This is a genomic window from Pseudodesulfovibrio thermohalotolerans (genome assembly GCF_021353295.2).
GTDB classification, from domain to species: domain Bacteria; phylum Desulfobacterota; class Desulfovibrionia; order Desulfovibrionales; family Desulfovibrionaceae; genus Pseudodesulfovibrio; species Pseudodesulfovibrio thermohalotolerans.
In genome coordinates, this window is record NZ_CP120635.1 from 3,210,068 (window position 1) to 3,232,899 (window position 22,832).

Annotated in this window: 23 protein-coding genes; 15 read left to right on the forward strand and 8 right to left on the reverse strand. The window is 62.8% G+C overall.

The window, feature by feature from the left end; all coding sequences use genetic code 11:
• Positions 1 to 22: 22 nt before the first annotated feature.
• Positions 23 to 619 carry a cobalt transporter CbiM gene (gene cbiM / locus LF599_RS15055; protein WP_279521347.1) on the reverse strand — a complete coding sequence of 199 codons (597 nt, stop codon included), beginning with the start codon at positions 617 to 619 and terminating at the stop codon, positions 23 to 25.
• Positions 620 to 822: 203 nt separating this feature from the next.
• Here cbiM and LF599_RS15060 point away from each other — a divergent pair, with 203 nt between their 5' ends.
• Positions 823 to 2,070, forward strand: a complete 1,248-nt coding sequence (locus tag LF599_RS15060; protein ID WP_279521348.1) for an HD domain-containing protein — start codon at positions 823 to 825, stop codon at positions 2,068 to 2,070.
• 76 nt (positions 2,071 to 2,146) lie between these two features.
• Here LF599_RS15060 and LF599_RS15065 read toward each other — a convergent pair whose 3' ends face one another.
• The 3 genes from LF599_RS15065 to rlmD all read right to left on the reverse strand — a co-directional run bounded on the left by LF599_RS15065 (position 2,147) and on the right by rlmD (position 4,509).
• Positions 2,147 to 2,779 carry a PEP-CTERM sorting domain-containing protein gene (locus LF599_RS15065; RefSeq protein ID WP_269943363.1) on the reverse strand — a complete coding sequence of 211 codons (633 nt, stop codon included), beginning with the start codon at positions 2,777 to 2,779 and terminating at the stop codon, positions 2,147 to 2,149.
• Positions 2,780 to 2,817: 38 nt separating this feature from the next.
• Complete coding sequence (locus LF599_RS15070; protein ID WP_279521349.1) at positions 2,818 to 3,021, reverse strand: hypothetical protein; 204 nt, start codon at positions 3,019 to 3,021, stop codon at positions 2,818 to 2,820.
• Positions 3,022 to 3,126: 105 nt separating this feature from the next.
• Positions 3,127 to 4,509 (reverse strand): 23S rRNA (uracil(1939)-C(5))-methyltransferase RlmD, encoded by a 1,383-nt coding sequence (rlmD, locus tag LF599_RS15075; RefSeq protein ID WP_279521350.1) that lies wholly within the window; start codon positions 4,507 to 4,509, stop codon positions 3,127 to 3,129.
• Positions 4,510 to 4,609: 100 nt separating this feature from the next.
• On the opposite strand from rlmD, the gene LF599_RS15080 reads away from it, so the two are divergent.
• The gene (locus LF599_RS15080; RefSeq protein WP_279521351.1) at positions 4,610 to 4,930 is read left to right on the forward strand and encodes a hypothetical protein; all 321 of its coding nucleotides are present in this window, start codon (positions 4,610 to 4,612) and stop codon (positions 4,928 to 4,930) included.
• Positions 4,927 to 5,199 carry a hypothetical protein gene (locus LF599_RS15085; RefSeq protein ID WP_279521352.1) on the forward strand — a complete coding sequence of 91 codons (273 nt, stop codon included), beginning with the start codon at positions 4,927 to 4,929 and terminating at the stop codon, positions 5,197 to 5,199. The genes LF599_RS15080 and LF599_RS15085 overlap by 4 nt, the downstream gene beginning before the upstream one ends.
• A 7-nt stretch (positions 5,200 to 5,206) precedes the next feature.
• On the opposite strand, the gene LF599_RS15090 is transcribed toward LF599_RS15085, so the two are convergent.
• Positions 5,207 to 5,971: a DUF3108 domain-containing protein gene (locus LF599_RS15090; RefSeq protein WP_279521353.1), complete on the reverse strand. Its 765-nt coding sequence runs from the start codon at positions 5,969 to 5,971 to the stop codon at positions 5,207 to 5,209.
• A 143-nt stretch (positions 5,972 to 6,114) separates the two neighbouring features.
• Between LF599_RS15090 and LF599_RS15095 the strand changes: the two genes are divergently transcribed.
• Complete coding sequence (locus LF599_RS15095) at positions 6,115 to 6,606, forward strand: CBS domain-containing protein (protein WP_269943359.1); 492 nt, start codon at positions 6,115 to 6,117, stop codon at positions 6,604 to 6,606.
• 78 nt (positions 6,607 to 6,684) lie between these two features.
• Here the strand turns inward: LF599_RS15095 and LF599_RS15100 are convergent, their stop codons facing one another.
• The 3 genes from LF599_RS15100 to pyk all read right to left on the reverse strand — a co-directional run bounded on the left by LF599_RS15100 (position 6,685) and on the right by pyk (position 9,936).
• Complete coding sequence (locus LF599_RS15100; RefSeq protein WP_279521354.1) at positions 6,685 to 7,278, reverse strand: cytochrome P460 family protein; 594 nt, start codon at positions 7,276 to 7,278, stop codon at positions 6,685 to 6,687.
• Positions 7,279 to 7,472: 194 nt separating this feature from the next.
• Positions 7,473 to 8,486, reverse strand: a complete 1,014-nt coding sequence (locus LF599_RS15105) for an HD-GYP domain-containing protein (protein ID WP_279521355.1) — start codon at positions 8,484 to 8,486, stop codon at positions 7,473 to 7,475.
• A gap of 7 nt (positions 8,487 to 8,493) precedes the next feature.
• A complete protein-coding gene (gene pyk / locus LF599_RS15110) occupies positions 8,494 to 9,936 on the reverse strand; it encodes a pyruvate kinase (RefSeq protein ID WP_279521356.1) in 1,443 nt (480 codons plus the stop codon).
• Between the two features lie 278 nt (positions 9,937 to 10,214).
• Here pyk and LF599_RS15115 point away from each other — a divergent pair, with 278 nt between their 5' ends.
• From LF599_RS15115 to murC, 11 genes are read left to right on the forward strand one after another with little or no spacing between them, the layout of a single operon-like run.
• Positions 10,215 to 10,661: a division/cell wall cluster transcriptional repressor MraZ gene (locus LF599_RS15115; RefSeq protein WP_269943006.1), complete on the forward strand. Its 447-nt coding sequence runs from the start codon at positions 10,215 to 10,217 to the stop codon at positions 10,659 to 10,661.
• Entirely contained in the window at positions 10,662 to 11,642 is a 981-nt protein-coding gene (gene rsmH / locus LF599_RS15120) for a 16S rRNA (cytosine(1402)-N(4))-methyltransferase RsmH (protein ID WP_279521357.1), read from the forward strand.
• Positions 11,639 to 11,920: a hypothetical protein gene (locus tag LF599_RS15125; RefSeq protein ID WP_279521358.1), complete on the forward strand. Its 282-nt coding sequence runs from the start codon at positions 11,639 to 11,641 to the stop codon at positions 11,918 to 11,920. The genes rsmH and LF599_RS15125 overlap by 4 nt, the downstream gene beginning before the upstream one ends.
• A 52-nt stretch (positions 11,921 to 11,972) precedes the next feature.
• A complete protein-coding gene (locus LF599_RS15130; RefSeq protein WP_279521359.1) occupies positions 11,973 to 13,934 on the forward strand; it encodes a penicillin-binding transpeptidase domain-containing protein in 1,962 nt (653 codons plus the stop codon).
• Complete coding sequence (locus tag LF599_RS15135) at positions 13,909 to 15,420, forward strand: UDP-N-acetylmuramoyl-L-alanyl-D-glutamate--2,6-diaminopimelate ligase (RefSeq protein ID WP_279521360.1); 1,512 nt, start codon at positions 13,909 to 13,911, stop codon at positions 15,418 to 15,420. Before LF599_RS15130 ends, LF599_RS15135 begins: the two co-directional genes overlap by 26 nt.
• Positions 15,417 to 16,805 carry a UDP-N-acetylmuramoyl-tripeptide--D-alanyl-D-alanine ligase gene (locus LF599_RS15140; RefSeq protein WP_279521361.1) on the forward strand — a complete coding sequence of 463 codons (1,389 nt, stop codon included), beginning with the start codon at positions 15,417 to 15,419 and terminating at the stop codon, positions 16,803 to 16,805. The genes LF599_RS15135 and LF599_RS15140 overlap by 4 nt, the downstream gene beginning before the upstream one ends.
• Positions 16,802 to 17,878 carry a phospho-N-acetylmuramoyl-pentapeptide-transferase gene (gene mraY, locus LF599_RS15145; protein WP_279521362.1) on the forward strand — a complete coding sequence of 359 codons (1,077 nt, stop codon included), beginning with the start codon at positions 16,802 to 16,804 and terminating at the stop codon, positions 17,876 to 17,878. The genes LF599_RS15140 and mraY overlap by 4 nt, the downstream gene beginning before the upstream one ends.
• Before the next feature lie 4 nt (positions 17,879 to 17,882).
• Complete coding sequence (murD, locus tag LF599_RS15150; RefSeq protein WP_279521363.1) at positions 17,883 to 19,187, forward strand: UDP-N-acetylmuramoyl-L-alanine--D-glutamate ligase; 1,305 nt, start codon at positions 17,883 to 17,885, stop codon at positions 19,185 to 19,187.
• Entirely contained in the window at positions 19,180 to 20,301 is a 1,122-nt protein-coding gene (ftsW, locus tag LF599_RS15155) for a putative lipid II flippase FtsW (RefSeq protein WP_279521364.1), read from the forward strand. The genes murD and ftsW overlap by 8 nt, the downstream gene beginning before the upstream one ends.
• Entirely contained in the window at positions 20,298 to 21,386 is a 1,089-nt protein-coding gene (murG, locus tag LF599_RS15160; protein WP_279521365.1) for an undecaprenyldiphospho-muramoylpentapeptide beta-N-acetylglucosaminyltransferase, read from the forward strand. The genes ftsW and murG overlap by 4 nt, the downstream gene beginning before the upstream one ends.
• Positions 21,387 to 21,440: 54 nt before the next feature.
• The gene (murC, locus tag LF599_RS15165) at positions 21,441 to 22,829 is read left to right on the forward strand and encodes a UDP-N-acetylmuramate--L-alanine ligase (protein ID WP_279523111.1); all 1,389 of its coding nucleotides are present in this window, start codon (positions 21,441 to 21,443) and stop codon (positions 22,827 to 22,829) included.
• Positions 22,830 to 22,832 lie beyond the last annotated feature (3 nt).

Below are 22,832 nucleotides of genomic sequence, written 5' to 3' on the forward strand. Positions count from 1 at the left end.
GAAATAACACTTCCGAGCCGCCTCAGCAGCTCAACACCTCGGGCTTCACCTTGGCCAGGAAGGAATAGGCGAATCCGGTGATAACGCCCTCGACCGCCATGATGGGCAGATGGGCGATGAAAAGCACCTGAGCGGCCTCGCGGAACTCGTCGCCGGACAGGGCCAGAGCACCGGCGGTCAGAGTGGCGCTCAGCAGCATGGCCAGGAACCCGCAGGCAAAGGCGGCCGCAAATCGGCTGCCCGAGCCCTTCGCAAGCATGGGCCGGAAAAGGTAATAGCAAAGCACAGCGGGCGCGGCCATGTCGAAACAGTTCACGCCGAGCGAGGTCAGTCCGCCGTACTGGAAAAGCACTGCCTGAAGCGTCAGGGCCACCAGGATGGAGGGAAAGGCCGCCCACCCCAGGACTACGCCGAGCAGGCCGCCCAGGATGAGATGGCCGTTGGCCGGACCGATGGGCACATGGATAAGCGAGGCAATGAAAAAAGCCGCGGACAGTATGGCCACGGACATGACCCGGTCATAGTCGATCTTTCGCAGCCCGACGGCCGTTCCGGCTACGGTGAGAACCGCTCCGCCCAAGAGAACGGGACCGGAAAGAACCCCTTCCGAAATATGCATACAGACCTGCCTGGCTTGATCGCGGACGGATCAACCACCCGAATTTCGGGCGCATTCCGCTTGCGTGTTAACAATCGAGAATTTGTATACACTCGGAGGATGTTTTTTACAAGCGATGTTTGACACCGACTTTGTCGGGCGTATTGCCTTCACCGGCCATTTTCGGCACTCTTGATCCGCACGACACAACCCAGGGAGCGTTTATGTCCGTCATCATACGAAAGAGCCTGCTCGAACTCATCTTCTCCGGCGCGTTCATGAAACGGTGGAACGACAAACTGCGGCCCATGGAGCTGGTGGAAGTGGACAAGCAGGGCCACAAGATGATCGTCGCCTGGCTGCTCTTCCTGCTCAATTCCCGCGACATGGACGTTGCCCGCAAGCGTGCCCTGGGCGAATCGATCATCGAAGGCGGCATCTTCGACTACCTTTACCGGCTGGTCATCACCGACATCAAGCCGCCGGTCTTCTACCGCATCAAGGAAAACGCCGAGGACTACCGCACTCTGACGAACTGGGTCCTCGAAGAGCTGACCCCGCGCATCATGCCGCTGGGCGAGGACTTCATCCGCCGCATGGGCGACTACCTCATGCACCCCGAGGACAAGGGGCTGGCCCGGCGCATCCTGCACGCCGCCCATCTCTACGCCAGCTATTCCGAGTTCAAGCTGCTCAAGTCCATCAACCGCATGGACCATGAGCTGACCGAAATCGAGCAGAGCTTCATCGACAGGCTGAAGGCCATGGACGACCTCAAGGGCGTAGCCGAACTCCTGGACGAGGACGGCACGGTCCTCGGCGGGTTCGCCCGCATGTGCGGACGCCTCCGATTCCAGAAGCGTTGGTCCCAAACCCCGCGCGTGCCCGAGACCTCGGTGCTCGGGCACATGTTCATCGTGGCCGCCTACTCCTGGTTCTTCTCCATGGAGGTGGGGGCGTGTCGCGCCCGCGCCCAGAACAACTTCTTTTCGGGTCTGTTCCACGACCTGCCCGAACTGCTCACCCGAGACATCATCTCCCCGGTAAAGGCGGCCTCCCGCGACATCAGCGACCTGATTCACGAATACGAGATTCTCGAACTGCACCGGGTGGTGCTGACCCCCCTGCGCGAAGGCGGATACGGGGACATCGCCGACCGTCTGGAGTATTTTCTCGGTCTGGAGGTGGGCAGCGAATTCACGGCCACCGTGGCCCTGGACGGGACCGTCACCGAGGCGTCCGAATCCGACCTGGCCGGGAAATACAACCACGACACCCTGGACCCCAAGGACGGCCCCCTGCTCAAGGTCTCCGACGCCCTCGCCGCCTATATCGAAGCCCACACGGCGCTCAAGAACGGCATCTCGTCGGGCCAGCTCCACCACGCTCTTTACCGCATCCAACTGAAATACCGCGAGCACCCTGTGGTGGCGGGCATCCAGATCAGCGCACTGCTCGCGGACTTCGACTGATCCGCCGGGCCTGCGGACGGCCGCAAAAAAAGGGGCCGACTGAAGCCGGCCCCCATCGCGTTCATATGCGCGGAAACTAACGGTTGCGCCGTCTTCCCGCCCAGGCAATACCGGCAATCCCGATCCCCAGCAGCAGCATGGTGGAAGGTTCGGGCACGGGAGGCGTCTGGCCGTTCTGCACGATTTCGCCGAAGGCCTGGATTTCGCCTATGGCGAAGTTGCGGTCGCCAACGGAAGAATCGTTCGCCGGATCGGCCCAGAACTTCAGGTAACGGGTCTCCACGCTGGCGAAGTCGATTCCGGCTACGTATTCGCCGCCTTCATACGTCGTCATGGTGTCGAGTCCCCCGTAGATTTCGCCGTACTCGTTCTGGATGGTGAACAGGTTCACCCAAAGGCCGCTGGCCTCGTTGAGATACTCCATGTAATAGGTGTCGTTGTTGTCCACCGACAACAGCATGTCATCCACCTTGTACAGATCGCCAAGGTCAAAGACGATTTCTTCCAAATCGCCGTCGTAGGCCTTGAAGTAGGTGGATTCAGATGACATCCAATTGTACCCCTCATAGGGAACGTACCCGTCGGTGATATTGTCCACTCCGTTCATGAATGTGCCGGTGGCCGTCAGGTTGGAAAGGTCGATCTGAGCCGAAAATGCGGTGGTCGAACACAGAAGCATGGTGAGAAGAACGAATAAAATTTGTCTCATAGCGCAATTGCCCCCTTTATGCGTTGTTAAGCCAGCCTTCAAAAAGCAACTTCCATGCCGTTATAAAATGACATAAACATTACAACATATTCAATCGTCGAAAGATAAACCGTCGTGTAAAGCTGCCCGACACAAATCCGTAATTCTTTACATGCCGAGAGGTTGCACCCACGGGAAGAACCGGGAGGGGCCGATTCCGCATTGCCGTCCCAAACAAGGGGAAAACGCCATCCGTCTTTCATATGGTTTCCCGTCGCCCGACCGCACGAAAAGGCCCTGAAGGACGAACATCCTTCAGGGCCGAAAGACTTTCCGTTCGGCCGCCCCGTACGGGAGCGGCCGACAGCCTATCGCAGCTCCAGCAGGGCCACGGTCTCGATATGGTGGGTGTGGGGGAACATATCCACGGCGCGTGCGCGCTTCAGCTCGTACTTTTCCGAGAGTCGTTGCACGTCGCGGGCCAGGGTGGAGGGATCGCAGGAGACGGCCAGAATCTTCTTCGGCGCCAGGCCGAGAATGGTCTTGGCCGTGCTCTCGTGGATGCCCGCGCGGGGCGGATCGATGACCAGGACGTCGGTTTTCGGCAAAGCCTTGAGGGCTGCCGGGCTGTCCAGAGTGGCTGCGGTGAATTCACAGTTCTCCAGCCCGTTCAGCTTGGCGCTGGACCATGCCTTGGACACGGCCTCCTCGCTGATCTCGACGCCCACGACCCGGGCGACCTTGTCCGCCAGGAAAATGCCGATGGCCCCGCAGCCGCAATAGAGGTCCAGCAGGGTCTCGGTCCCGGTAAAGGCCCCAAACTCGCGGACGGTCCCGAAGAGTTCGCCCGCACCGCCGGTGTTGGTCTGGAAAAAAGCGTTGGGCGCGATGTGGTAGCGCGCCTGCCGGTCGCCGTGCTCGACCATTTCCTCCACGGCCTTGGAGCCCAGGCGGAAGACCAGCTTCTCGCCGACGGCGGCCAGGGAGCGGCGGGCGCGCGAGGAATGCACGAAAGAGGTCAGCTCCGGGAACCTGTCAGTCAGGGTTTCGCCCAGCCCCTCGGCCCGGTCGTAATGGCGCGGAGTTTCGGCCGTGATGAGATGGACCATGGACTCGTTCAGCGCGGTGCGGCGGATAACCAGATGCCGCCAGAATCCGGCGTCGGCAGAGGGATCGTAGGCGGGCAGGCCCGAGGCGCGGGCGAACTCGCGAACCGTGCGCAGGATTTCCATGTCCCGGTCGGCGCACAGGCGGCACTCCTCCACGTCGAGAACCGGGGACAGCCCCTTTTCCCCGGCCGGAGAATTGGTGCGCAGCCCGAGGTGCAAGCCGTCGTCGCGCTGTTCAAAGACGAACTCCATCTTGTTGCGGTAATTCCAAGTCGAAGGCGAGGACGCGGGCGGGTCCATGGTGAAACCCTCCACCTTGCCGATGCGCTTGAGCGCGTTCTCGACCTGGGCCGCCTTCTGGGCCACCTGTTCGGCATAGTCCAGGTCCTGAATCGCGCAGCCGCCGCAGACGCCGAAATGGGGACACTTCGGCTCGACACGGCTGGACGACGGCTTGACCACGGTATCGAGTTCGGCCTCGGCAAACCGCTTCTTGGCCCGGACCACACGGGCGGTGACGGTGTCGCCGGGCAGTCCGCCCGCCACGAACACGGCCATGCCGTCCACATGGGCCACACCCCGGCCGCCGAAGGCCAGGGATTCGATGGAACACTCTATGACGTCGTCTTTCTGCAAGGGCATGAAGCCTCCTCGGTTCCGGGCGCACGAAACGGCGCGCCGGGACGCTCTATACTATTATTGATTGCGCAATGCGGTTTGACACGGATTAAGGCGGCTGTCTATGGTTTACACCATGCTCGACAAGGCCACCCTCCTGCCCGACCTCCTGCGCAGACTCGACAAGCTGCCCCAGGGACACGCCCTGGACCTGCGCACCTACAAACGCAACCGCTCGGTGCTCATCCGGCGCATTGGCGCGGACGCCTTCGACGTGACCGAGGACGGATTCCAAAAGGAACGCTTCCAGGTCCCCTTCTCCGGCTTGAAAAAGCTCCTCAAGGTCCTGTTCAAACGGGAATTCCCCCGCTCCACGAAAATCCGGCTCTACGCCCTCGGCGCGGCCGACGGCGACGACTTGCCCACGGGACGCAAGGTCATATGATAGACATGGGCGCGGCCCTGGCCACGGCGTTGGCCAGGCTGAAAAAACTCCCCGACAACGGGACCCTGGAGCTGCTGACCTTCAAACGCGACCGGGGCGTTTTGGTGCGCAGGACCGGCGACGGTTTCGAAGTCCGTGAATTCGGCTATCGGGAAGAAACCTCGGACGTATCCGCCAAGGACCTCAAGAAACGCCTCAAGACCATCCTCAAGCGGGAGTTCCCCCGCTCCAACAAGGTCCACCTCCGGGAAGGCCGGGAAGAAGCCTGAGACAGGACTATCCCCGGTCCGGCGGGTAATATTCGCGCAGGGTCATGTAAAAGGAGCCGACCACCACCTTGGACCTGACCTTGACCGGAATGCGCCTGTCGTCCGCCGAAAACCAGACATACAACTCGGCGTCGTCGGACTTCTTGAACACCCCGGAAAGATGCCGGACATCCAGGCGGACGCGGTAGGCATCCACCTCCCCGATGCCGGTCTCCACCTTTTCGCGCCCTTCCACGAACGCCTTGCCCACCACGGACACCTTGCCGTCGGACACGTTGGCGTCGAACCGCATCCCCTCGTACAGCGCGTGTTTGCGGAAGGCGAAAAGGATGGACATGGGGTCAAAGACGTCCTCGGGCTGGTCAAGGGTGTGCTGGAGCTTGCCCTTGGTGTAGCGGTAGGATTGGTTGGTCCGCTTGTTGAAAATGAGGTCCACCTTCTTGCGGTAGGAGCCCTCCCGCTGATCCTTCTTGTAACGCAGGGCGTGGTTGACCCCCATGTCGGTCCAGGCCTCCATGGTGTCGCGGACCTTGTAGAAGTTGTCCACCCAGCCGAGGGTGCGGGCCTTGGCGTAGAAATAGCGAGCGGGCACCCCGTCCATCTCTGTGTCGTCCCGGCAGATCAGCTCCGCCTTGCCCGCCCGGATAACGGTCCAATGGATGTCGTAATACAGCCGCTCGCCCGGCCCGAATGGCGGGGAGGAATCCTCGGTCCCGCGAGCCGGGACGGCCAGAAAGAGAACCGCAAGAACGGTCAAAAAAATTCTGCGCATATCACATAGTCGCCATCAACCTGGGACAAGTCAAGGCGCAGCCATGTAACCACGCCGTTGTTATGGACAAATCCCCGCACACGAGATAGAAGGGGATAATATGCGGACCTGAATCGAAGCAATATATCGGAGGATTACCCCTTATGATGCTTAGAAAACGCGCCTGGGACATGATGCGCGACGAATACCCGACCGTCCAGGAGGACGCCAGTCTGGCCGAAGCCATCCGCGTCATGCGCGAGGCCATGGTAGACGCCCCGGATTCGCAGGTGGTGGTGGTCAAGACCAAGGGCGGCAAGCTCAAGGGAACCATCAACCTGTGGCAGCTCTTCAAGGCGGTCAAGCAGTCCGTGCTCAAGGACGAGAACCTGATTACGGACGGCGAAGTGGATTGGGACCAGCAGTTCGCCAACGCCTGCCTGATCTGCACCCAGCTCAGGCTCGACGAATACATCATCCCCAGCCCGCCGCTGCTCAAGCCCAACGACCCCATCCTGGTGGTCCTGGACGTGTTCCTCAAATCCCGCCGCGACTGGGCCCTGGTGGTGGAAAGCGAACGCGTCATGGGCGTGGTCTACGTCACCGATGTATACCGCGACATGACCCGCGACATGGTCCAGGTCTTCAAGAAATAGCGGGTCATCCGCAAACAAAACGCCAACGGCCCGCTCCAGATGGAACGGGCCGTTTTTTTGTGAAACGGGTTCCGCCGACTAATGGTCGGAAACCATGATGTAATCGTTCGCGGCCCTTGCCGAATGACAACCGGCGCAGGACCCCGGACCTTCCACCAGGACCTTTCCTTCGGCCGAGTACTCCACCCAATACCAGTCGCCCGCCGAGGGATTGTATCCCGCGACCTTATACATCACGGTGATGAACTTCAGCTTTTCCCTGGAATTGAAATTATCCTTCACCACCATGGCGCCGACGGGCTTGGGCGTTCCCTTCATCAGCCCCGCCTTGTTCACATACACCTCGTGCAACGCTCCATGGGGCGACTTCCCCTTCTGCATCCCCATGTGATCCGGGAACTGCCCCCATTTCCGGTAGGGCGAGACCTCGGTGATATACTTCCAGACGGCCATGCTCTCCGCTCCGGGCATCATGCCCGAGACCTTGTCCATCGAACCGTCCATGGTCTTGCCCATCTCATTGCCCATACCCGCACCCATATCATTGCCCATGGGCTGCTCCATGGACGGAGTCATTGTCTTACCCATGGTTCCGTCCATGGGTTTATCCATGGCCCAGGCAGTGAAGCCGAAAACAGCGACCAGCAGCACTGCGATTGTCAAACGTTTCATGCGCCCTCCAACTAGCTAAAGATGACAACGATAACTATTCTATACTTTCTTGGTATGAATTTGACAACAAGAAGCTTGCCTCCCGCGAGTTTCCCTGCGGGAGAAGATAGGGAATGACGCGCACCCGCCTGGCGCACGGCGGGAGCCCGCACGCGGCGCAAGGCGCATCTACGCGTTTTTTCGAGAGGATACGATTACGACTTCAGCTTCAGGTCGACCAAGAGCAGGGTCTGCAACGCCTTGGTGATTTCCTGGTCATACCGGGGGTCCTGAGCCAGCGCCGTGGACGCCGGGAGGTACCCCATGGGCTCGGCGTAGGGCCGTTTCGAGATCATGGCGCAAAAGGAGTCCGCCACGGCGGTCAGTCTGCCGGGGAATTCCTGCCGGGTCGACTTGAGCGGATAGCCAGAGCCGTTCAGCCGCTCGTGGTGCTCGGTGACGCATTGGTCTATCTCGGGGTAGCGCAGACCGAGCTTGCCGAGCATCTCGAAACCCACCTTGGTGTGGGAATTGACCTTGACCCGCTCCTCGCCGGTAAGGGGCTTATCCTTGGTACGGAGAAACAGCGGCACCTTGGCCATGCCCAGATCGTGCAGAAAGAGCCCGGCCAGAACACGGTCGAAAACAGGCCGCCTGACCGAGTCGGGCAGCTTTCCGTCCTTGAGCTTGGCCCACAACGCCAGGCCGAGAAAGCCGGTGTTTACCGAATGGTTTTCCAGGGTATGCTCGCCGTGCAGCCGCCGGACCAGGGCTCGGGCGCGGCTCATGTCGGTGTAGAGATATTCGGACAGGACCATAAGGTCCACCCAGAGCTTGTCGAAGACCGCCTTCACGGGCTGCTCGAAGAACTCGGCCAGCCTGCGGGTCAAAGCCTGGGTGAATATGTCCGCGATCTCCTTTTCCTTGAGGTTCCGATCCACAAGGACAAGGTCGAGCTGGTAGCTGATGTGCTTGACGTAGACCGGATGGTCCTCGCGGGAAAAGAAGACCACCCCCCGGCCGGTCAGGGCGGCCAGTTCGGCCACCTGTTCGTTGGAGAGCCTGCCGCCGACCTTGTAGTACGGAATCACCCGGGCCACATCCTCCTTGAAAGTGAAGATGTTCAACGGAGGACGATACTTGTTGAAGCTGCTGAGGATATCGGCGCTAACCTGATAATACTCCTCGTTGAGACCATCTGGGATGTCGTGCTTCTGGTCGGCTCGCATGGGCTGGCTAGTCCTCTTCCTTGCTCAGTTTCTCGTACAGCTTGACCACGTTGGTCTGGGTGGTGGTCTTGCCCCGCTCCGGCTGGCCCGCCGTGATGATGACTATGTCCCCGGGCACGAAGTCCGAGCATTGCCGGACAAAGACCTCGGCGCGCTCCTGGTGGTCATGGATGACGTCAAGCGGTACTGCGGGGATGACGCCCCAGGACAGGTTGGTGAAATGCCTGACCGTATGGTCGGACGAAAGCGCGTAGATCGACTGCTTGGGACGGCAGGAGGAGAGCAGCCGCGAGGTCGCCCCGGAGGTGGAATGGCAGACGATGGCCCGGGCGTTGGTCTTGCCCGCCAGCATGGCCGCGGCATAGGCCAGGAAGGTCGAGGGGTGTTCCCTTGCTCCGCCCTTGTCCAGATCGGCCTGGCCGGGCTCGAACATGAACGCCTCGATCTCGTAGGCGATCTTGCGCATGAACCGGACGGTCTCGCCGGGGTAGTTGCCGATGGCCGTCTCCTCGGAGAGCATGACGCAGTCCGCGCCGTCCAGGATGGCGTTGGCCACGTCCGTGGTCTCGGCCCGGGTAGCCATGGGCGAATTGACCATGGACAGGAGCATCTGGGTGGCCACGATGACCGGCTTTCCCGCCTGGTTGCACTGCTTGATGATTCTCTTCTGGGCCACGGGCAGCTCGGCGAGGTCCAGCTCCAGGCCGAGATCGCCGCGGGCGACCATGATGCCGTCGGCCTCGTCCACGAGCTCGTCCAGGCAGGCCAGGGCCGCGGTGCGCTCAAGCTTGGCCACGATCGGCAGGGGCTTGCCGTGCTTGGCCATCTCGGTGCGCAGGTTGCGGATGTCCTCGGGCTTCTGCACGAAGCTCATGGCCACCACATCCACGCCCAGCTCCATGCCAAAGGCCAGGTCCTTCTTGTCCTTGTCCGTCAGCGGGGCCAGCGGCGTGGTCGTGCCGGGGAAAGTGATCCCCTTGCGCGGCGGACACATGCCCGAGTTGGCGGCCTTGAGGCGGATGAGGTTCTCGCCCTCGATCTTGACCACGTTGAAGCGGATCATGCCGTCGGACAGGGCCACGGGGTCGCCGACCTTGACGCCGTGGAACATCTCGGGAATGTCCAGGCAGATGAACGGCTCCTTCACCCCTGCGACCTTGTCGGGGGTGCCCAGCAGGACCTCGGTGCCCTTGGTCACTTCGATGACCCCCAGCCCGACGTCGCAGGTGCGGATCTTGGGGCCGGACAAATCCTGAAGGATGGTCAGGGTCAACCCTGTCTCGTCCTCCAGCCTTCGGATGATCTCCACCATCTTGGCGAAGAATTCCTTGCCGCCATGGGAAAAGTTGAGCCGGAAAATCTTGGCTCCGGACTTGACCAGCTCCTGGACCGTTTCGTAGGTCCCGGTGGCCGGACCGAGGGTGGCGATGATTTTTATATGCCTGTCCATGACAGCCTCCCAGCTCCGACCCGCGCCAGCCGGGCACTGATGCCGAAGCTCATCTTGCGTTTGAATTTACAGAACAATTGCCTCAGGCTCTCGTTCAAGATTGGTCAAAGTCTAGGCTCAGCACTCGAAAAAATCAATTAAACTCGGTGAATTTTGGCGATCAAATCCGGTTGGAACGGTTGACTTTCCCCGGATTTTCGCGCAGACGTGGGAATAAGTGGAAATTAGTGTAGACATAGTGTAAAGATGTGGAGCAAGATGGTTTTCCGGGGGGTATGATGAGGTTTAGAGGTCACGCACATAGAAGCCTGGACGACAAAGGTCGGCTTATTCTGCCGCCCGAGTTCCGGGATACGATCCATTCCGAATTGCCGGACGGGGTCATGGTGCTGACCATTTACGACAAGCATGTCATCGGTATCACCCCGAAGCAATGGGATGTGCTCATTAACGAACTGGAAAGCATCCGAGTCCCCAGCCGCTCTATGCAAAATACCATACGGCTGCTGAATTTGGGATACACCGTGACCCCGGTGGGTAAACAGGGGCGCATAGCCATCCCCGCACATCTGCGCAAATCCGGCAAGCTGGAAAAGGATGTCGTGGTAATGGGCGCGGGCAGACGGTTTGAGATCTGGTCCGCGGAAGCTTTCGAAGCCCTGCTCGAAGAGGATAACGACGTGTCCTCGGAGTTGGCGGAAAACAACGTCTCCCTGCCGTTCTAGATGAAGCCGGGAGAAGTCAGCCCCGCCTCGCTCCACACCACTGTTCTTTTGCAGGAAGTGGTTCGATGGCTGAATCCCCGCCAGGGGGGCCGCTACATGGACGGCACCCTGGGCATGGGCGGCCACAGTCTGGCGCTCATGGAGGCGGCGGGCGAAGGCGCCGAGCTTGTCGGACTCGACCGGGACGCAGAAGCGCTTGCCCTCGCGACCGAACGCCTGGATGCGTTCAAGGGCCGCGTGCACCTCTTCCATCTGCCTTTTTCCAGGTTTGAGGAAGCCTTGGACGAGGTCGGCTGGGACGCGGTGGACGGAGCGGTCCTGGACCTGGGCGTATCGTCCATGCAGTTGGACGAGGCTGAAAGAGGATTCAGCTTCATCCACGATGGCCCGCTGGACATGCGTATGGACCCGGATTCCGGCCCGTCGGCCGAAGTACTGGTAAATACGCTGAAACACGGAGAGCTGGCGCGGATCATACGGGTGTACGGGGAAGACCCGCTGGCCGGAAAGATCGCCTCGGCAATACTGAGGGCGCGGGAAGAAAAAGCGATCACGAGGACGCTTCAACTGGCCGAGATAGTGCGGCTCGCCTATCCGCCCAAGATGCGGCACACGGCGCGCAACCACCCGGCGACCCGCACCTTCCAGGGACTGCGCATAGCGGTCAACAGGGAGCTTGAAGAGCTTGAACAGTATCTTTCGAGCATAATCGAACGTCTGAAACCGGGGGCGAGGCTGGCCATAATTTCATTTCACTCCCTTGAGGACAGGGCCGTGAAATACGCATTTCGGGATGCCGCCAAGGGGTGCAAATGCCCTCCGCATCAACTCCACTGCACCTGCGGAGGCGTGCCCGAGATGAAAGTGCTGACAAAGAAGCCGCTGATCGCCTCGCAGGCTGAACGGGACGCGAACCCCCGGGCCAGGAGCGCCAAGCTCCGGGTGGCGGAGAGACTCGGACCCGACGGAGAACAAGCATGAGCAAGACCGACAAGACACTACTCTGGATGGTGCTGGGCCTGCTGGGCATGGCGCTGTTCCTCGGTCTGGGAGCGGTTTGGCTGAACATTGAGCGCATGGATCTGGCATACGACCTGCGCAAGATGGAGCAGAGCCTGGGCCGGAAAGAGGATCTGGCCGCGAAGCTGACGGTTGAGAGGAACAACCTGGTTTCGCCTTACAGGCTCAAGAAACTCGCGGGCCGGCTAGGCCTGGAAGTTGCGGCGCCGGGCCAGATACGGCGCATCGCCTCGCAATAGCGACGCGCTTGAGCCATACAACGCGCCGCCATAGTGGGAAACAGGGAATACGATGGCAAAGGACAACACAAGGCGCACAGATCACAGCGGGATCAAGATGGGGTTCGTCATGGCCCTCTTCTCGATTGCGCTCGGTGCTCTGTGGTTTCGCACAGGCTGGGTGCAGCTCCATGAGGGCGACGCTCTGGCCGAGCAAGCCTCCAGACAGAGCCTGGCCGCCGAATACGAATACGGCGAACGGGGCCGCATTCTCGACCGCAACGGCGAGATGCTGGCGACCTCCGTGGAGGCCCAGTCCGTATTCGCACGTCCTCACAAGATCGAAAATCTCGACGTAGCCTGCGATGTCCTTTCCCGCGACCTCAAGCTTTCCCGCCGCGACGTCTACCGCAAGCTCAAGTCCCGCAAGAAATTCGTCTGGATAAAGCGGCAGATCACTGACCGCGAGGCCGCCGCCCTGACCAGGGCGGACCTCAAGGGAGTCCGACTGACCACGGAGCACTCCCGCATCTATCCCAACGGGCATCTGGCCGGGCAACTGCTCGGCTTCACCGATATCGACGGCCGAGGCCGCGAGGGTGTCGAACATCTTTTCGACAAGCTGCTCTCCCCGAGCAAGGCCGAGTTCGTGGTCCAGCGCGACGCCACCGGCAGACGCCTCTACCTGGACGCCCACGGCCGCGAGATCAACGTCAACGGCAAGGATGTCCGGCTGACCATCGACACACACATCCAGCACGCCGCCGAACAGGCCCTTGCCAACTCCATAGCCAAATACGACGCCCGCGCGGGCATCGTCCTGGTGGTGGACGTGGCGTCCGGCGACATCCTGGCCATGGCCAGCGAGCCGTTCTTCAACCCGAACACGGTGCGTTCCTCCGACCCGGCCCAACGGCGGCTGCGTCCGCTGACCGATATTTACGAGCCCGGCTCCACCATGAAGCCGCTGCTCTTCGCCGCCGCCATCCAGGAAGGCCTGATCTCCCCCGACACGCTCATCGACTGCGAAAACGGACGCTGGCGGGTGGCCAACAAGGTCATCCGGGACACCCACCCCGCCAGATGGCTCCCCGCCCACAAGGTCCTGCGCTACTCGTCCAACATCGGCACGGCCAAGATCGGCATGGAGCTGGGGTCCGGGGTCTATTACGACTACCTGACCAAGCTGGGCTTCGGCGAAAAGACCGACCTCGGAATGCCGGGCGAGGCCGCAGGCATCCTCCGCTCCCCGGGCTCCTGGACCTCCGTGGACCTTGCGGCCATCAGCTTCGGCCAGTCCATCGGCGTGACCGCCGTGCAGTTGGCCAAGGGGTTCCTCTGCCTGGCCAACCAGGGCGCGACCAAGGACCTGAATCTCATCCTGGTTCCCGAGCACATGCGCCGGAACGCCTCCATTCAGGTTTTCAGCCCCGAGACCGCCGCCACCGTCCTGAAGATGATGGAGGAAGTCGTCCAGGAAGACGGCACCGGGCGCAGCGCGCGCATCGAGGGCATCACCATGGCCGGCAAGACCGGCACCGCGCAGAAGGCATCCAAAAAGGGCGGCTACGGCGATCAATATCTCTCCTCCTTCGTGGCGCTGGTTCCGGCCGAAGAGCCCGAACTGCTGGTCATCACCATGATCGACGAACCGCAGAAGTCCCCATACGGCTCCATGGTCGCCGCCCCGGTCTGCCGCGAGGTGACCGTGCGCACCCTGGCCTACCACGGCCAGTTGTCCGAGACTCTGCACGCCGACGCAACGGTAAGCGCGCCCGCGTCCGCCCTTTCCGGCGCGTCGCTGGAAAAGGCCGTGCCCATGCCCGTGGCCCCCTCCGTGAAGGATCGGGTCCCCAACATGAAGGGACTTCCCGTACGCAGGGCGTTGGAGACCCTGGCGGGAATGGGAATAGTCCCCGTGCTCAAGGGGCAGGGGATGACGGTCACGCGCCAGGAGCCGCCCGCGGGGCAGCCCTGGCCCGGCAACCGAACCAAGGAGGGAACGGAAGATGTTTTTGTTCTCTGGCTCTCATAGAGAAAAGGAAAAGGTACGGGGCGTCATGGATTTCGAATCCCTGTTGGAAAAGGCAAAAAAAGGACTGGTGGTGCGCACGGACTCGCGCAAGCTCCAGGACGGCGAATGTTTCGTGGCCATGCCCGGCGCGAAAGTGCGCGGCGTGGACTACATCCCCGACGCGCTGAACAACGGCGCGCGCTACGTGGTGGCTCCCGAAGCGGCCCACGACCTGGTCGCGCCGGTGGTGGAGGACCGGGCCGTCGCCGTATACGTGGAGAATCCGGCCGTCGCCCTGGGCGAACTGGCCCGCGCCTATTTCCATCTCCTTGACCGCGACCTCAAGCTGGTGGCCGTCACCGGAACGAACGGCAAGACGACCACTTCCTACATCATCGAGCACCTGCTGGCCTCCAGCGGTCTCAAGGTGGGCGTGCTCGGCACGGTCAACTACCGCTGGCCCGGCTTCACCATGGACGCGCCCCTGACCACGCCGGACTGCTGGATGATCCACGAGCTGCTCTTCAACATGAAGAAAGCTGACGTGGACGTCGCCGTCATGGAGGTTTCTTCCCACGCCCTGGACCAGTACCGCGTGGCCGGACTGGATTTCGACGCCGCCGTATTCACCAACCTGACCCAGGACCACCTGGACTACCACGGCGACATGGAGACGTATTTCGGTGCCAAGGCCAAGCTCTTCGCCGAGTATCCGCGTCTGAACAAGGCTGCGGTCATCAACTACGACGATCCCTATGGCCGCAGGCTCCTGGCCGATTGCGACAACGGCATCGGCTACGGCATCGGCGATCCGTCCGGGATCGGCGAAAAGCCCCTGCTCAAGGGCCGCATCCTGTCCATGACCGGCCAGGGAATGGAGATCGAGATCTCCTGGAAGAACAAGACCTGGGTGGTCAAGTCCCCGCTGGTGGGCTCCTTCAACGCCCTGAACCTGCTGGCCGCGCAGGCCGTGGGGCTTCAGCTCGGCCTGAGCGGCAAGGACATGCGCAAGCTGGCGACCTTCCCCGGGGTGCCCGGCCGCCTGGAACGGGTCATGAACGACCGGAACCTGGACATCTTCGTGGACTACGCCCACACCCCGGACGCCCTCGAAAACGTGCAGCGGACCCTCAAGGAACTGGATTTCAAACGGCTCATCACCGTATTCGGCTGCGGCGGCGACCGCGACCGGACCAAGCGTCCGCTCATGGCGCAATCCGCCGCCCGCTACGCCGACGTTGCCGTGCTCACCTCGGACAACCCCCGCACCGAGGACCCGGCGGCCATCATGGACGACGCGCGCCCCGGCCTGGCCGAAGCAAGACACGTAATGGAAAACCCGGACCGGGCCGAGGCCATCAAGATGGCCGTGGCTGAAATGGAACCCGGAGACGCCCTGCTCATCGCGGGCAAGGGCCATGAAGATTATCAGATTATCGGCACCACCAAGCGCCACTTCTCCGACAAAGAGGCCGCGCTCAAAGCCATTGAGGAAGTATATTCGTGAACCTGACCCTGGCTGAAGTCGCACGCTGCCTCGGCGCACCCGCCGACGAGGGATTCGAGGATACCGTCGTCACGGAAGTGAAGACGGATTCCCGTACAGTGGAATCCGGCGACCTCTTTTTCTGCATCGCGGGCGAAAATTTCGACGGGCATGAGTTCGCCGCACAGGCCGCCGCAAAGGGCGCCTGCGCCGTGGTGGCCTCGCGTATGATCGGCGACATCGGCGTGCCGGTCGTCATGGTCCGCGACACCGTAACCGCTTTGGGCAGGCTCGCGGCCTGCTGGCGCGACACCTGCGGCGCCAAGCTCGTGGCCGTGACCGGCACGGCGGGCAAAACCACGGTCAAGGAAATGCTCCACGCCGTGGCCTCGCAACGCTTCGCAACGGCCAAAAACTACCGGAACTTCAACAACCAGATCGGCCTGCCCATGTCCATGCTCAAGGCATCCGCTGACCAGGAGCTGTGGATCATGGAACTGGGCATCTCCCGACGCGGAGACATGGAAGAGCTGGCCCCGGTGGCCAGCCCGGACCTGGCCATCATCACCAACGTGGGCCCCGGCCACCTGGAAGGGCTCGGCAACGAGGCGGGCGTGGCCCAGGCAAAGACCTCCCTGCTCCGCTATCTGCGCCAGGGCGGCAGCGCTGTCGTCGGCAGGGACTATCCCCTGCTGTGGAACGCGGCCCTCGAACTGACGGACGCCCCGGTGGGCTTCTCCGGCAGAGAGGACGCGGACACCGATTTCGCCGCAATCTTCCTCGGCTCCACCCCCGACGGACGAGGACGCTACAGGCTGCGCACCCCTGACGGCGACGGCGAATTGACCGCCCCGTTCTGCGGCACCCACTACGCCGAGAATCTGGCCTGCGTGGCCGCCGCCGCCCACTCGCTGGGCATGACCCGCGACGAGGTCGTGAGCGGCGTACAGACCCTGGCCGCCGACCCCCAGCGGTTCTGCTGCAAGATCGGCAACGGCGTCACGGTCATCGACGACACCTACAACGCCAACCCCCTGTCCACGGCCAAGGCCATCCGCACGGCGGCCGGCATGGCATGCGGCCTGCCCCTGGTGCTGGTCCTCGGCGACATGCGCGAGCTTGGCGATGAAACGGCCATGCGCCATGAAGAGATCGGACGCATCGCCAACGAAGCTGCCCCGCTGGCCGTCTTCTACAAGGGCGAGCACCGCGCCGACGTGGAACGCGGATTGGGCGGCAAGGCGCAAGCGATCACCGATGTCGACGAACTTCTGAAGGCGTGGCGCGCCCTGGAACTGGACCGCGCCGTGGTCCTGGTCAAGGGTTCCCGGTCCCTGAAGATGGAGCTCTTCGCCAACGCCCTGTGCCGGGAATTGAACGCGGAAGTCCAGGGAGGCGCAAAGTGATCTATAACCTGCTCGTTCCGCTCAGCACGGACGTAGGCGTCCTCAACGTCTTCCGCTACATCACCTTCCGGTCGGTGTGGGCGCTTTTGACGGCCCTCATCCTGTCCATCCTGTTCGGCCCGGCCATGATCCGCTGGCTGACCAAGATCAAATGCGGCCAGTACATCCGCGAGGACGGCCCCAAGCACCAGGCCAAGCAGGGCACCCCGACCATGGGCGGGATCATGATCCTCTTCTCCGTGGCGATGTCCACCCTGCTCTGGGCCGACCTGACCAACATCTACGTCTGGCTGACGCTGCTGGCCTTTGCCGGGTTCAGCGCCATCGGCTTCGCGGACGACTACATCAAGGTCGTCAAACGGCGGAACAAGGGCCTTTCCCCCAAGGCCAAATTCGTCCTGCAATGCCTGGTGGCCTCCGCGGCCATCGCCATGCTCATCAACGAACCGGCCTATTCCACCCGACTGTCCGTGCCGTTCTTCAAGAACTTCAACCCGGACCTCGGCTGGTTCTACCTGCCGTTCGCCCTGGTCGTCATGGTCGGAGCGAGCAACGCGGTCAACCTGACCGACGGCCTGGACGGGCTGGCCATCGGCCCCATGGTCGTGGCCATGGCCTGCTTCGCCATCTTCATCTACGTTTCGGGCCACGCCACCATGGCCGAATATCTCCAGGTCCAGAACATCCAGGGCATCGGCGAAGTGACGGTCTTCTGCGGCGCGATGGTCGGCGCGGGCCTCGGATTCCTGTGGTTCAACGCCCATCCGGCGCAGGTCTTCATGGGCGACGTGGGGTCGCTCGGTCTCGGCGGGGCCCTGGGCTTCGTGGCCGTGCTGGCCAAACAGGAGCTGCTGCTGGCCATTGTGGGCGGCGTGTTCGTCTTCGAGACCCTGTCGGTCATCCTGCAGGTGGGTTACTTCAAACTCACCGGGGGCAAGCGCATCTTCAAGATGGCCCCCCTGCACCACCATTTCGAACTCAAGGGCATTCCCGAATCCAAGATCATTGTGCGCTTCTGGATTCTGTCCATACTCATGGCCCTCATGGCCCTGTCCACTCTGAAGCTGAGGTAGCGTCGTGAACCGCATCGTCCAGAAATACATCAACGACGCCGTCTTCAACGGCAAACAGGCCGTGGTTGTCGGCACCGGCAAGTCCGGTCTGGCCGCCGCCCGGCTGCTCGACGTGCTCGGCGCGAAGGTCCGCGTGGCCGACCGCGACGAGACGGTCGCCGAGGAGAAACTCGGCGAACTCGCCGGTCGAGTGGAACTGATTACCGGCCCCCACGAGAAGCGCCACTTCGCGGACGCGGACCTTGTGGTCTTCTCTCCCGGCGTGCCCGTGCGCAAGCTGGCCCCGGCCCTGGAAGGACTGCCCCCGGAAAACCTGGTCTCCGAGCTGGAGTTCGCCTCCTGGTTCATCGAGGCCCCGATCCTGGCCGTGACCGGCTCCAACGGCAAAACCACGACCACCACGCTCATCTCCGCCATCCTGGAGAAGGCAGGCCGCAAGGTTTTCACCGGCGGCAACATCGGCGTGCCCCTGTGCGAATATCTCCTGGACATGGAACCGGCCGAGATCATCGTTCTGGAGGTATCCAGCTTCCAGTTGCAGAACTGCCACGGATTCAAGCCGCATGTGGGTCTGTTCCTGAATTTCTCCGCCAACCACCTGGACTACCACGCGGACATGGACGAGTACCTGGACGCCAAGCTCCATATGTTCAGCCGGATGACGGCCGACGACACGGCGCTGCTCCACGAATCCCTGCATCCCCTGCTCGACGGGCGCACCTTCACCGGCGCACGCGTGGAATGGTTCGGCCCGACAAGCCGCTTCGACGCCCCGCACCTCATGGGCGAACACAACCGCTCCAACGTGGAAGCCGCCTGGCAGGCGGTAAGCCGGTTCGGCGTCACCGAAGAGGAAGCCGCCGAGGCCATCCGCGACTTCCGGCCGCTGGCCCACCGCATCGAACCCGTGGCCGAGAAGAACGGCGTACTCTACGTCAACGACTCCAAGGCCACCACCCTGGACGCGGCCCAGGCCGCCGTGCACGCCTTTGACCGGCCCGTGCGCATCCTCATGGGCGGCGTCTGGAAGGGCGGCGACGTGACCGCCTTTGCCGAGGCCATCGACGGCCGCGTGGCGGCCGTGGGGCTGTACGGCGGCTCGCGCGAAATCTTGGAGCCGGAATTGAAAAAACGGTTCCCCGTAAGCTGGGACGAAACCCTGGAACAGGCCGTCAGGCGTCAGGCCGGACTGGCCGCGCCCGGCGACGTGATCCTGCTCTCTCCGGCCACCTCCTCCTTCGACCAGTACGCCAACATGGCGGAACGCGGCGCGGACTTCAAACGCACGGTGGAGGGCCTCGATGGCTAGCGCTCTGAATGCCCGCAAAGACGGCGCAGGGGGCCGCGTGGACCCCTGGCTCCTGACGGCGACCCTGTTCCTGGCCGGGTTCGGCCTCATCATGGTCCTGTCGTCCTCGGGCATCATGGCCGAGCGCATCTATGGCGACACCTATTACTTCTTCAAGCGCCAGCTCATGTTCACGGGCGCGGGAATCCTGGCCATGATCGCCTGCATCCAGATTCCCCGCCGGGCCATCTACTCCCTGACCTACGTATGGGTGGGCCTGGCCATCGTGCTGCTGGCCCTGTGCGTCAGCCCGCTCGGAGCCAGCGTCAACGGCGCGAGCCGCTGGGTGCGCATCGGCTCCGTCAACATCCAGCCCCTGGAATATGCCAAGGTGGCCCTGGTCCTCTATCTGGCCTACTTCTTCGCCCGCAAGCAGGACCTGGTCCAGACCTTCTCCGTGGGCTTCCTGCCGCCCTTCCTGGTCACGGGCTTCCTGTGCGGCCTGCTCCTGCTCCAGCCCGACTTCGGCGGCGCGGTGGTCATGTGCGGCCTGCTCTTCTTCATGTGCCTGGTGGGCGGCACCCGGTTCAGCTACCTGTTCATCTCGCTGATCTTCGCGGGCGGCGCGGGCTGGCTGCTCATCTCGTCCTCGCCCTACCGATTCAAGCGATGGACCGCCTTCCTCGATCCTTTCGCCTCGGCCCAGAACGAGGGATATCAGTTGGTCCAGTCCCTGTACGCCTTCGGCTCGGGCAAACTTTTCGGCATCGGCATCGGCGCGGGCCAGCGCAAGCTCTTCTTCCTGCCCGAGGCGCACAACGACTTCATCATGGCCGTGGTCGGCGAGGAACTCGGCTTCGTGGGCATGTCCCTGTTCTTCCTGCTGGTGGGTTTCTTCCTCTATCGGGCCTTCCGCATCGCCATGCGGCTCGAAGACCTCCAGGACCGGTTCACGGCCTTCGGCGTGACCTGCGTCCTGGCACTCGGCATGATTCTGAACCTGGCCGTGGTGCTGGGCACGGTGCCGCCCAAGGGCGTGGCCATGCCGTTCATCTCCTACGGCGGATCGAGCCTGACGGTGTCCTTCATCTGCGCTGGCCTCCTGCTCAATCTCTCAAGGAGGGTCAAGGCATGACCCTGAACCGCGTCATTCTGACCACCGGCGGAACCGGCGGCCACATCTTCCCGGCCCTTTCCGTGGCCACGGCCCTGACCGAATACAACAAGGGCATGCGCATCCTTTTCATGGGCGGCCCCGGTCCCGAAGGCGAGCTGGCCCGCAGGCACGGCCTGGAATTTCTGGAGCTGCCCGCCGGCGGCATCATGGGCAAGGGCATCCCCGGCGCGCTCTCCGGCCTGGGCTGGCTCGGCACGGGCATCCCCAAGGCCCTCTTCGAAGTCTGGCGCTTCCGGCCCGACGCGGTCATAGGCTTCGGCGGATACGCGGGCTTCTGCCCTGTGCTGGCGGCCCGCATCCTCGGCATCCCCACGGCCGTGCACGAGCAGAACTCGGTGCCCGGCGTAACCAACAAGGTCCTGGGGAAAATGGTCAACCGAATCTTCCTGAGCTTCCCGGACGCCATGGGCCTGTTCCCGGCGGACAAGACCTTCCTCACCGGCAACCCGGTTCGGCCCGAGATTTTCAAGGCGGGCGAACGGCGGCGGGGACACACCCCGGGCAAGCGGGTGTTCGTCTTCGGCGGCAGCCAGGGCGCACGGCCCGTCAACGACGCCGTGATCGAAGCCCTGCCCCGGTTCATGGAAGCGGACGTCACCCTGGTCCACCAAACGGGCCGGATCGATTTTTCACGCGTACGCGCCGCCTACGAGGCGGCCGGTGCGGACCCGGCACAGGTCCGGGAGTTTATCGAGGACATGGGGGCCGAATACGCCGCCTGCGACCTGGTCATATGCCGGTCAGGGGCGAGCACGGTCTTCGAAATTGCGGCGGCGGGGGCTCCGGCCATATTCGTGCCCTTCCCCCAGGCCACCCACGACCATCAGACAATGAACGCCAGGGCCATGACCGACATCGGCGCGGCCGTGCTGCTCCCCCAATCCGGGTTGAGCGGCGCGACGCTGGCCGACCGGGTCTTCAAACTGCTCGACGACCGCGAGCGGCTGGAATCCATGGAAACGGCGGCGAAAGGCATGGCCAGACGATTCGCGGCGCGCGACATCGTGGCCGGGCTGGCCGCCATGGCCGGGCAGGAGCAATAGATTATGGCAGCACAGGGACCTTATCTTACCGTAGGCGGCGAAGCGTGTCCGGCCATGCGGGCCAGGGTGAGCAACATCCACATGGTCGGCATCGGCGGTTCGGGCATGAACGGCATCGCAGAGGTGCTCATCAACATGGGCTTCACCGTGACCGGCTCGGACCTGTCCGCGTCGGCGGCAGTACGTAGACTGGAAAAGCTCGGCGCCACGGTTTTCATCGGCCACGGGACCGAGAACGTGGGCGATGCCGACGTGCTTATCAAGTCCACGGCCATCCCGGACGACAACCCGGAGCTGGTGACGGCCCGCGAACGCGGTATTCCGATCATCCCGCGCGCCGAGATGCTGGCCGAGCTCATGCGGCTGCGCACCGGCATCGCCGTGGCCGGAACCCACGGCAAGACGACCACCACCTCGCTGCTGGCGACCATTTTCACCGAGGCGGGCCTGGACCCGACGGTCATCATCGGCGGCAAGCTGAACACCTACGGCGCCAACGCGCGGCTCGGCGAGGGCGACTACCTTATCGCCGAGGCGGACGAATCGGACGGCTCCTTCCTCCGGTTGGCCCCGATCCTCACCGTGGTCACGAACATCGACAAGGACCACCTGGATTTCTACGACAACCAGGACGCCATCGATCTGTCGTTCATGCGCTTCATGAACTCCACGCCCTTCTACGGCATGAACGTGGTCTGCGGCGACGATCCGGGCGTGCAGCGGCTCCTGCCGCTCATCAAACGCCCCTGCCTGACCTACGGCCTGGGCAAGAACAACAAGCTCAGGGGCGAGATCGTCAGCTCCCACCTGCGCTCCCTGTTCAAGGTCTACCTCGACGGCGAGCTGTGGGGCGAAGTCACCGTGGCCCAGCCCGGCACCCACAACGTGCTCAATGCCCTGGCCTGCATCGGAGTTGCGCTGGAAGTCGGCCTCGACAAAGAGCAGATCATCAGCGGCCTGGCCAACTTCGGCGGCGTGGGACGGCGTTTCGACCGCAAGGGCGAAAACAAGGGCGTCATCGTGGTGGACGACTACGGCCATCACCCGGCCGAGATTATGGCCAACCTGCGCACCGCCAAGGAATGCTACCCCGACCGTCGTCTGGTGGTCGCCTTCCAGCCCCACCGCTTTTCGCGCACCAAGGCCCTGTTCGGCGAATTCTGCAAGGCCTTCGGCGATGCCGACGTCCTCCTGCTGACTGAAATCTATCCGGCCTCGGAATCGCCCATTCCCGGCGTGTCCGGCCTGTCGCTGGCGCAGGGCATCAAGCAGGTCTCCGAGACCAAGGTGCAGTTCTTCCCGGATTTCGATTCCCTGGAAAAACGGCTCAAGGACATCCTGCGGCCCGGCGACCTGTTCATGACCCAGGGCGCGGGTTCCGTTTGGCGCATAGGTGAAAACTGGCTCGAACAAGAAGACGACCCCGGACAAGGCGGAGAATAGGAG

Coding starts and splice junctions, on each gene's coding strand:
- cbiM (WP_279521347.1), bottom strand. CDS start 619: ATGCATATTTCGGAAGGGGTTCTTTCCGGTCCCGTTCTCTTGGGCGGA.
- LF599_RS15060 (WP_279521348.1), top strand. CDS start 823: ATGTCCGTCATCATACGAAAGAGCCTGCTCGAACTCATCTTCTCCGGC.
- LF599_RS15065 (WP_269943363.1), bottom strand. CDS start 2,779: ATGAGACAAATTTTATTCGTTCTTCTCACCATGCTTCTGTGTTCGACC.
- LF599_RS15070 (WP_279521349.1), bottom strand. CDS start 3,021: ATGAAAGACGGATGGCGTTTTCCCCTTGTTTGGGACGGCAATGCGGAA.
- rlmD (WP_279521350.1), bottom strand. CDS start 4,509: ATGCCCTTGCAGAAAGACGACGTCATAGAGTGTTCCATCGAATCCCTG.
- LF599_RS15080 (WP_279521351.1), top strand. CDS start 4,610: ATGGTTTACACCATGCTCGACAAGGCCACCCTCCTGCCCGACCTCCTG.
- LF599_RS15085 (WP_279521352.1), top strand. CDS start 4,927: ATGATAGACATGGGCGCGGCCCTGGCCACGGCGTTGGCCAGGCTGAAA.
- LF599_RS15090 (WP_279521353.1), bottom strand. CDS start 5,971: ATGCGCAGAATTTTTTTGACCGTTCTTGCGGTTCTCTTTCTGGCCGTC.
- LF599_RS15095 (WP_269943359.1), top strand. CDS start 6,115: ATGATGCTTAGAAAACGCGCCTGGGACATGATGCGCGACGAATACCCG.
- LF599_RS15100 (WP_279521354.1), bottom strand. CDS start 7,278: ATGAAACGTTTGACAATCGCAGTGCTGCTGGTCGCTGTTTTCGGCTTC.
- LF599_RS15105 (WP_279521355.1), bottom strand. CDS start 8,486: ATGCGAGCCGACCAGAAGCACGACATCCCAGATGGTCTCAACGAGGAG.
- pyk (WP_279521356.1), bottom strand. CDS start 9,936: ATGGACAGGCATATAAAAATCATCGCCACCCTCGGTCCGGCCACCGGG.
- LF599_RS15115 (WP_269943006.1), top strand. CDS start 10,215: ATGAGGTTTAGAGGTCACGCACATAGAAGCCTGGACGACAAAGGTCGG.
- rsmH (WP_279521357.1), top strand. CDS start 10,662: ATGAAGCCGGGAGAAGTCAGCCCCGCCTCGCTCCACACCACTGTTCTT.
- LF599_RS15125 (WP_279521358.1), top strand. CDS start 11,639: ATGAGCAAGACCGACAAGACACTACTCTGGATGGTGCTGGGCCTGCTG.
- LF599_RS15130 (WP_279521359.1), top strand. CDS start 11,973: ATGGCAAAGGACAACACAAGGCGCACAGATCACAGCGGGATCAAGATG.
- LF599_RS15135 (WP_279521360.1), top strand. CDS start 13,909: ATGTTTTTGTTCTCTGGCTCTCATAGAGAAAAGGAAAAGGTACGGGGC.
- ftsW (WP_279521364.1), top strand. CDS start 19,180: ATGGCTAGCGCTCTGAATGCCCGCAAAGACGGCGCAGGGGGCCGCGTG.
- murG (WP_279521365.1), top strand. CDS start 20,298: ATGACCCTGAACCGCGTCATTCTGACCACCGGCGGAACCGGCGGCCAC.
- murC (WP_279523111.1), top strand. CDS start 21,441: ATGCGGGCCAGGGTGAGCAACATCCACATGGTCGGCATCGGCGGTTCG.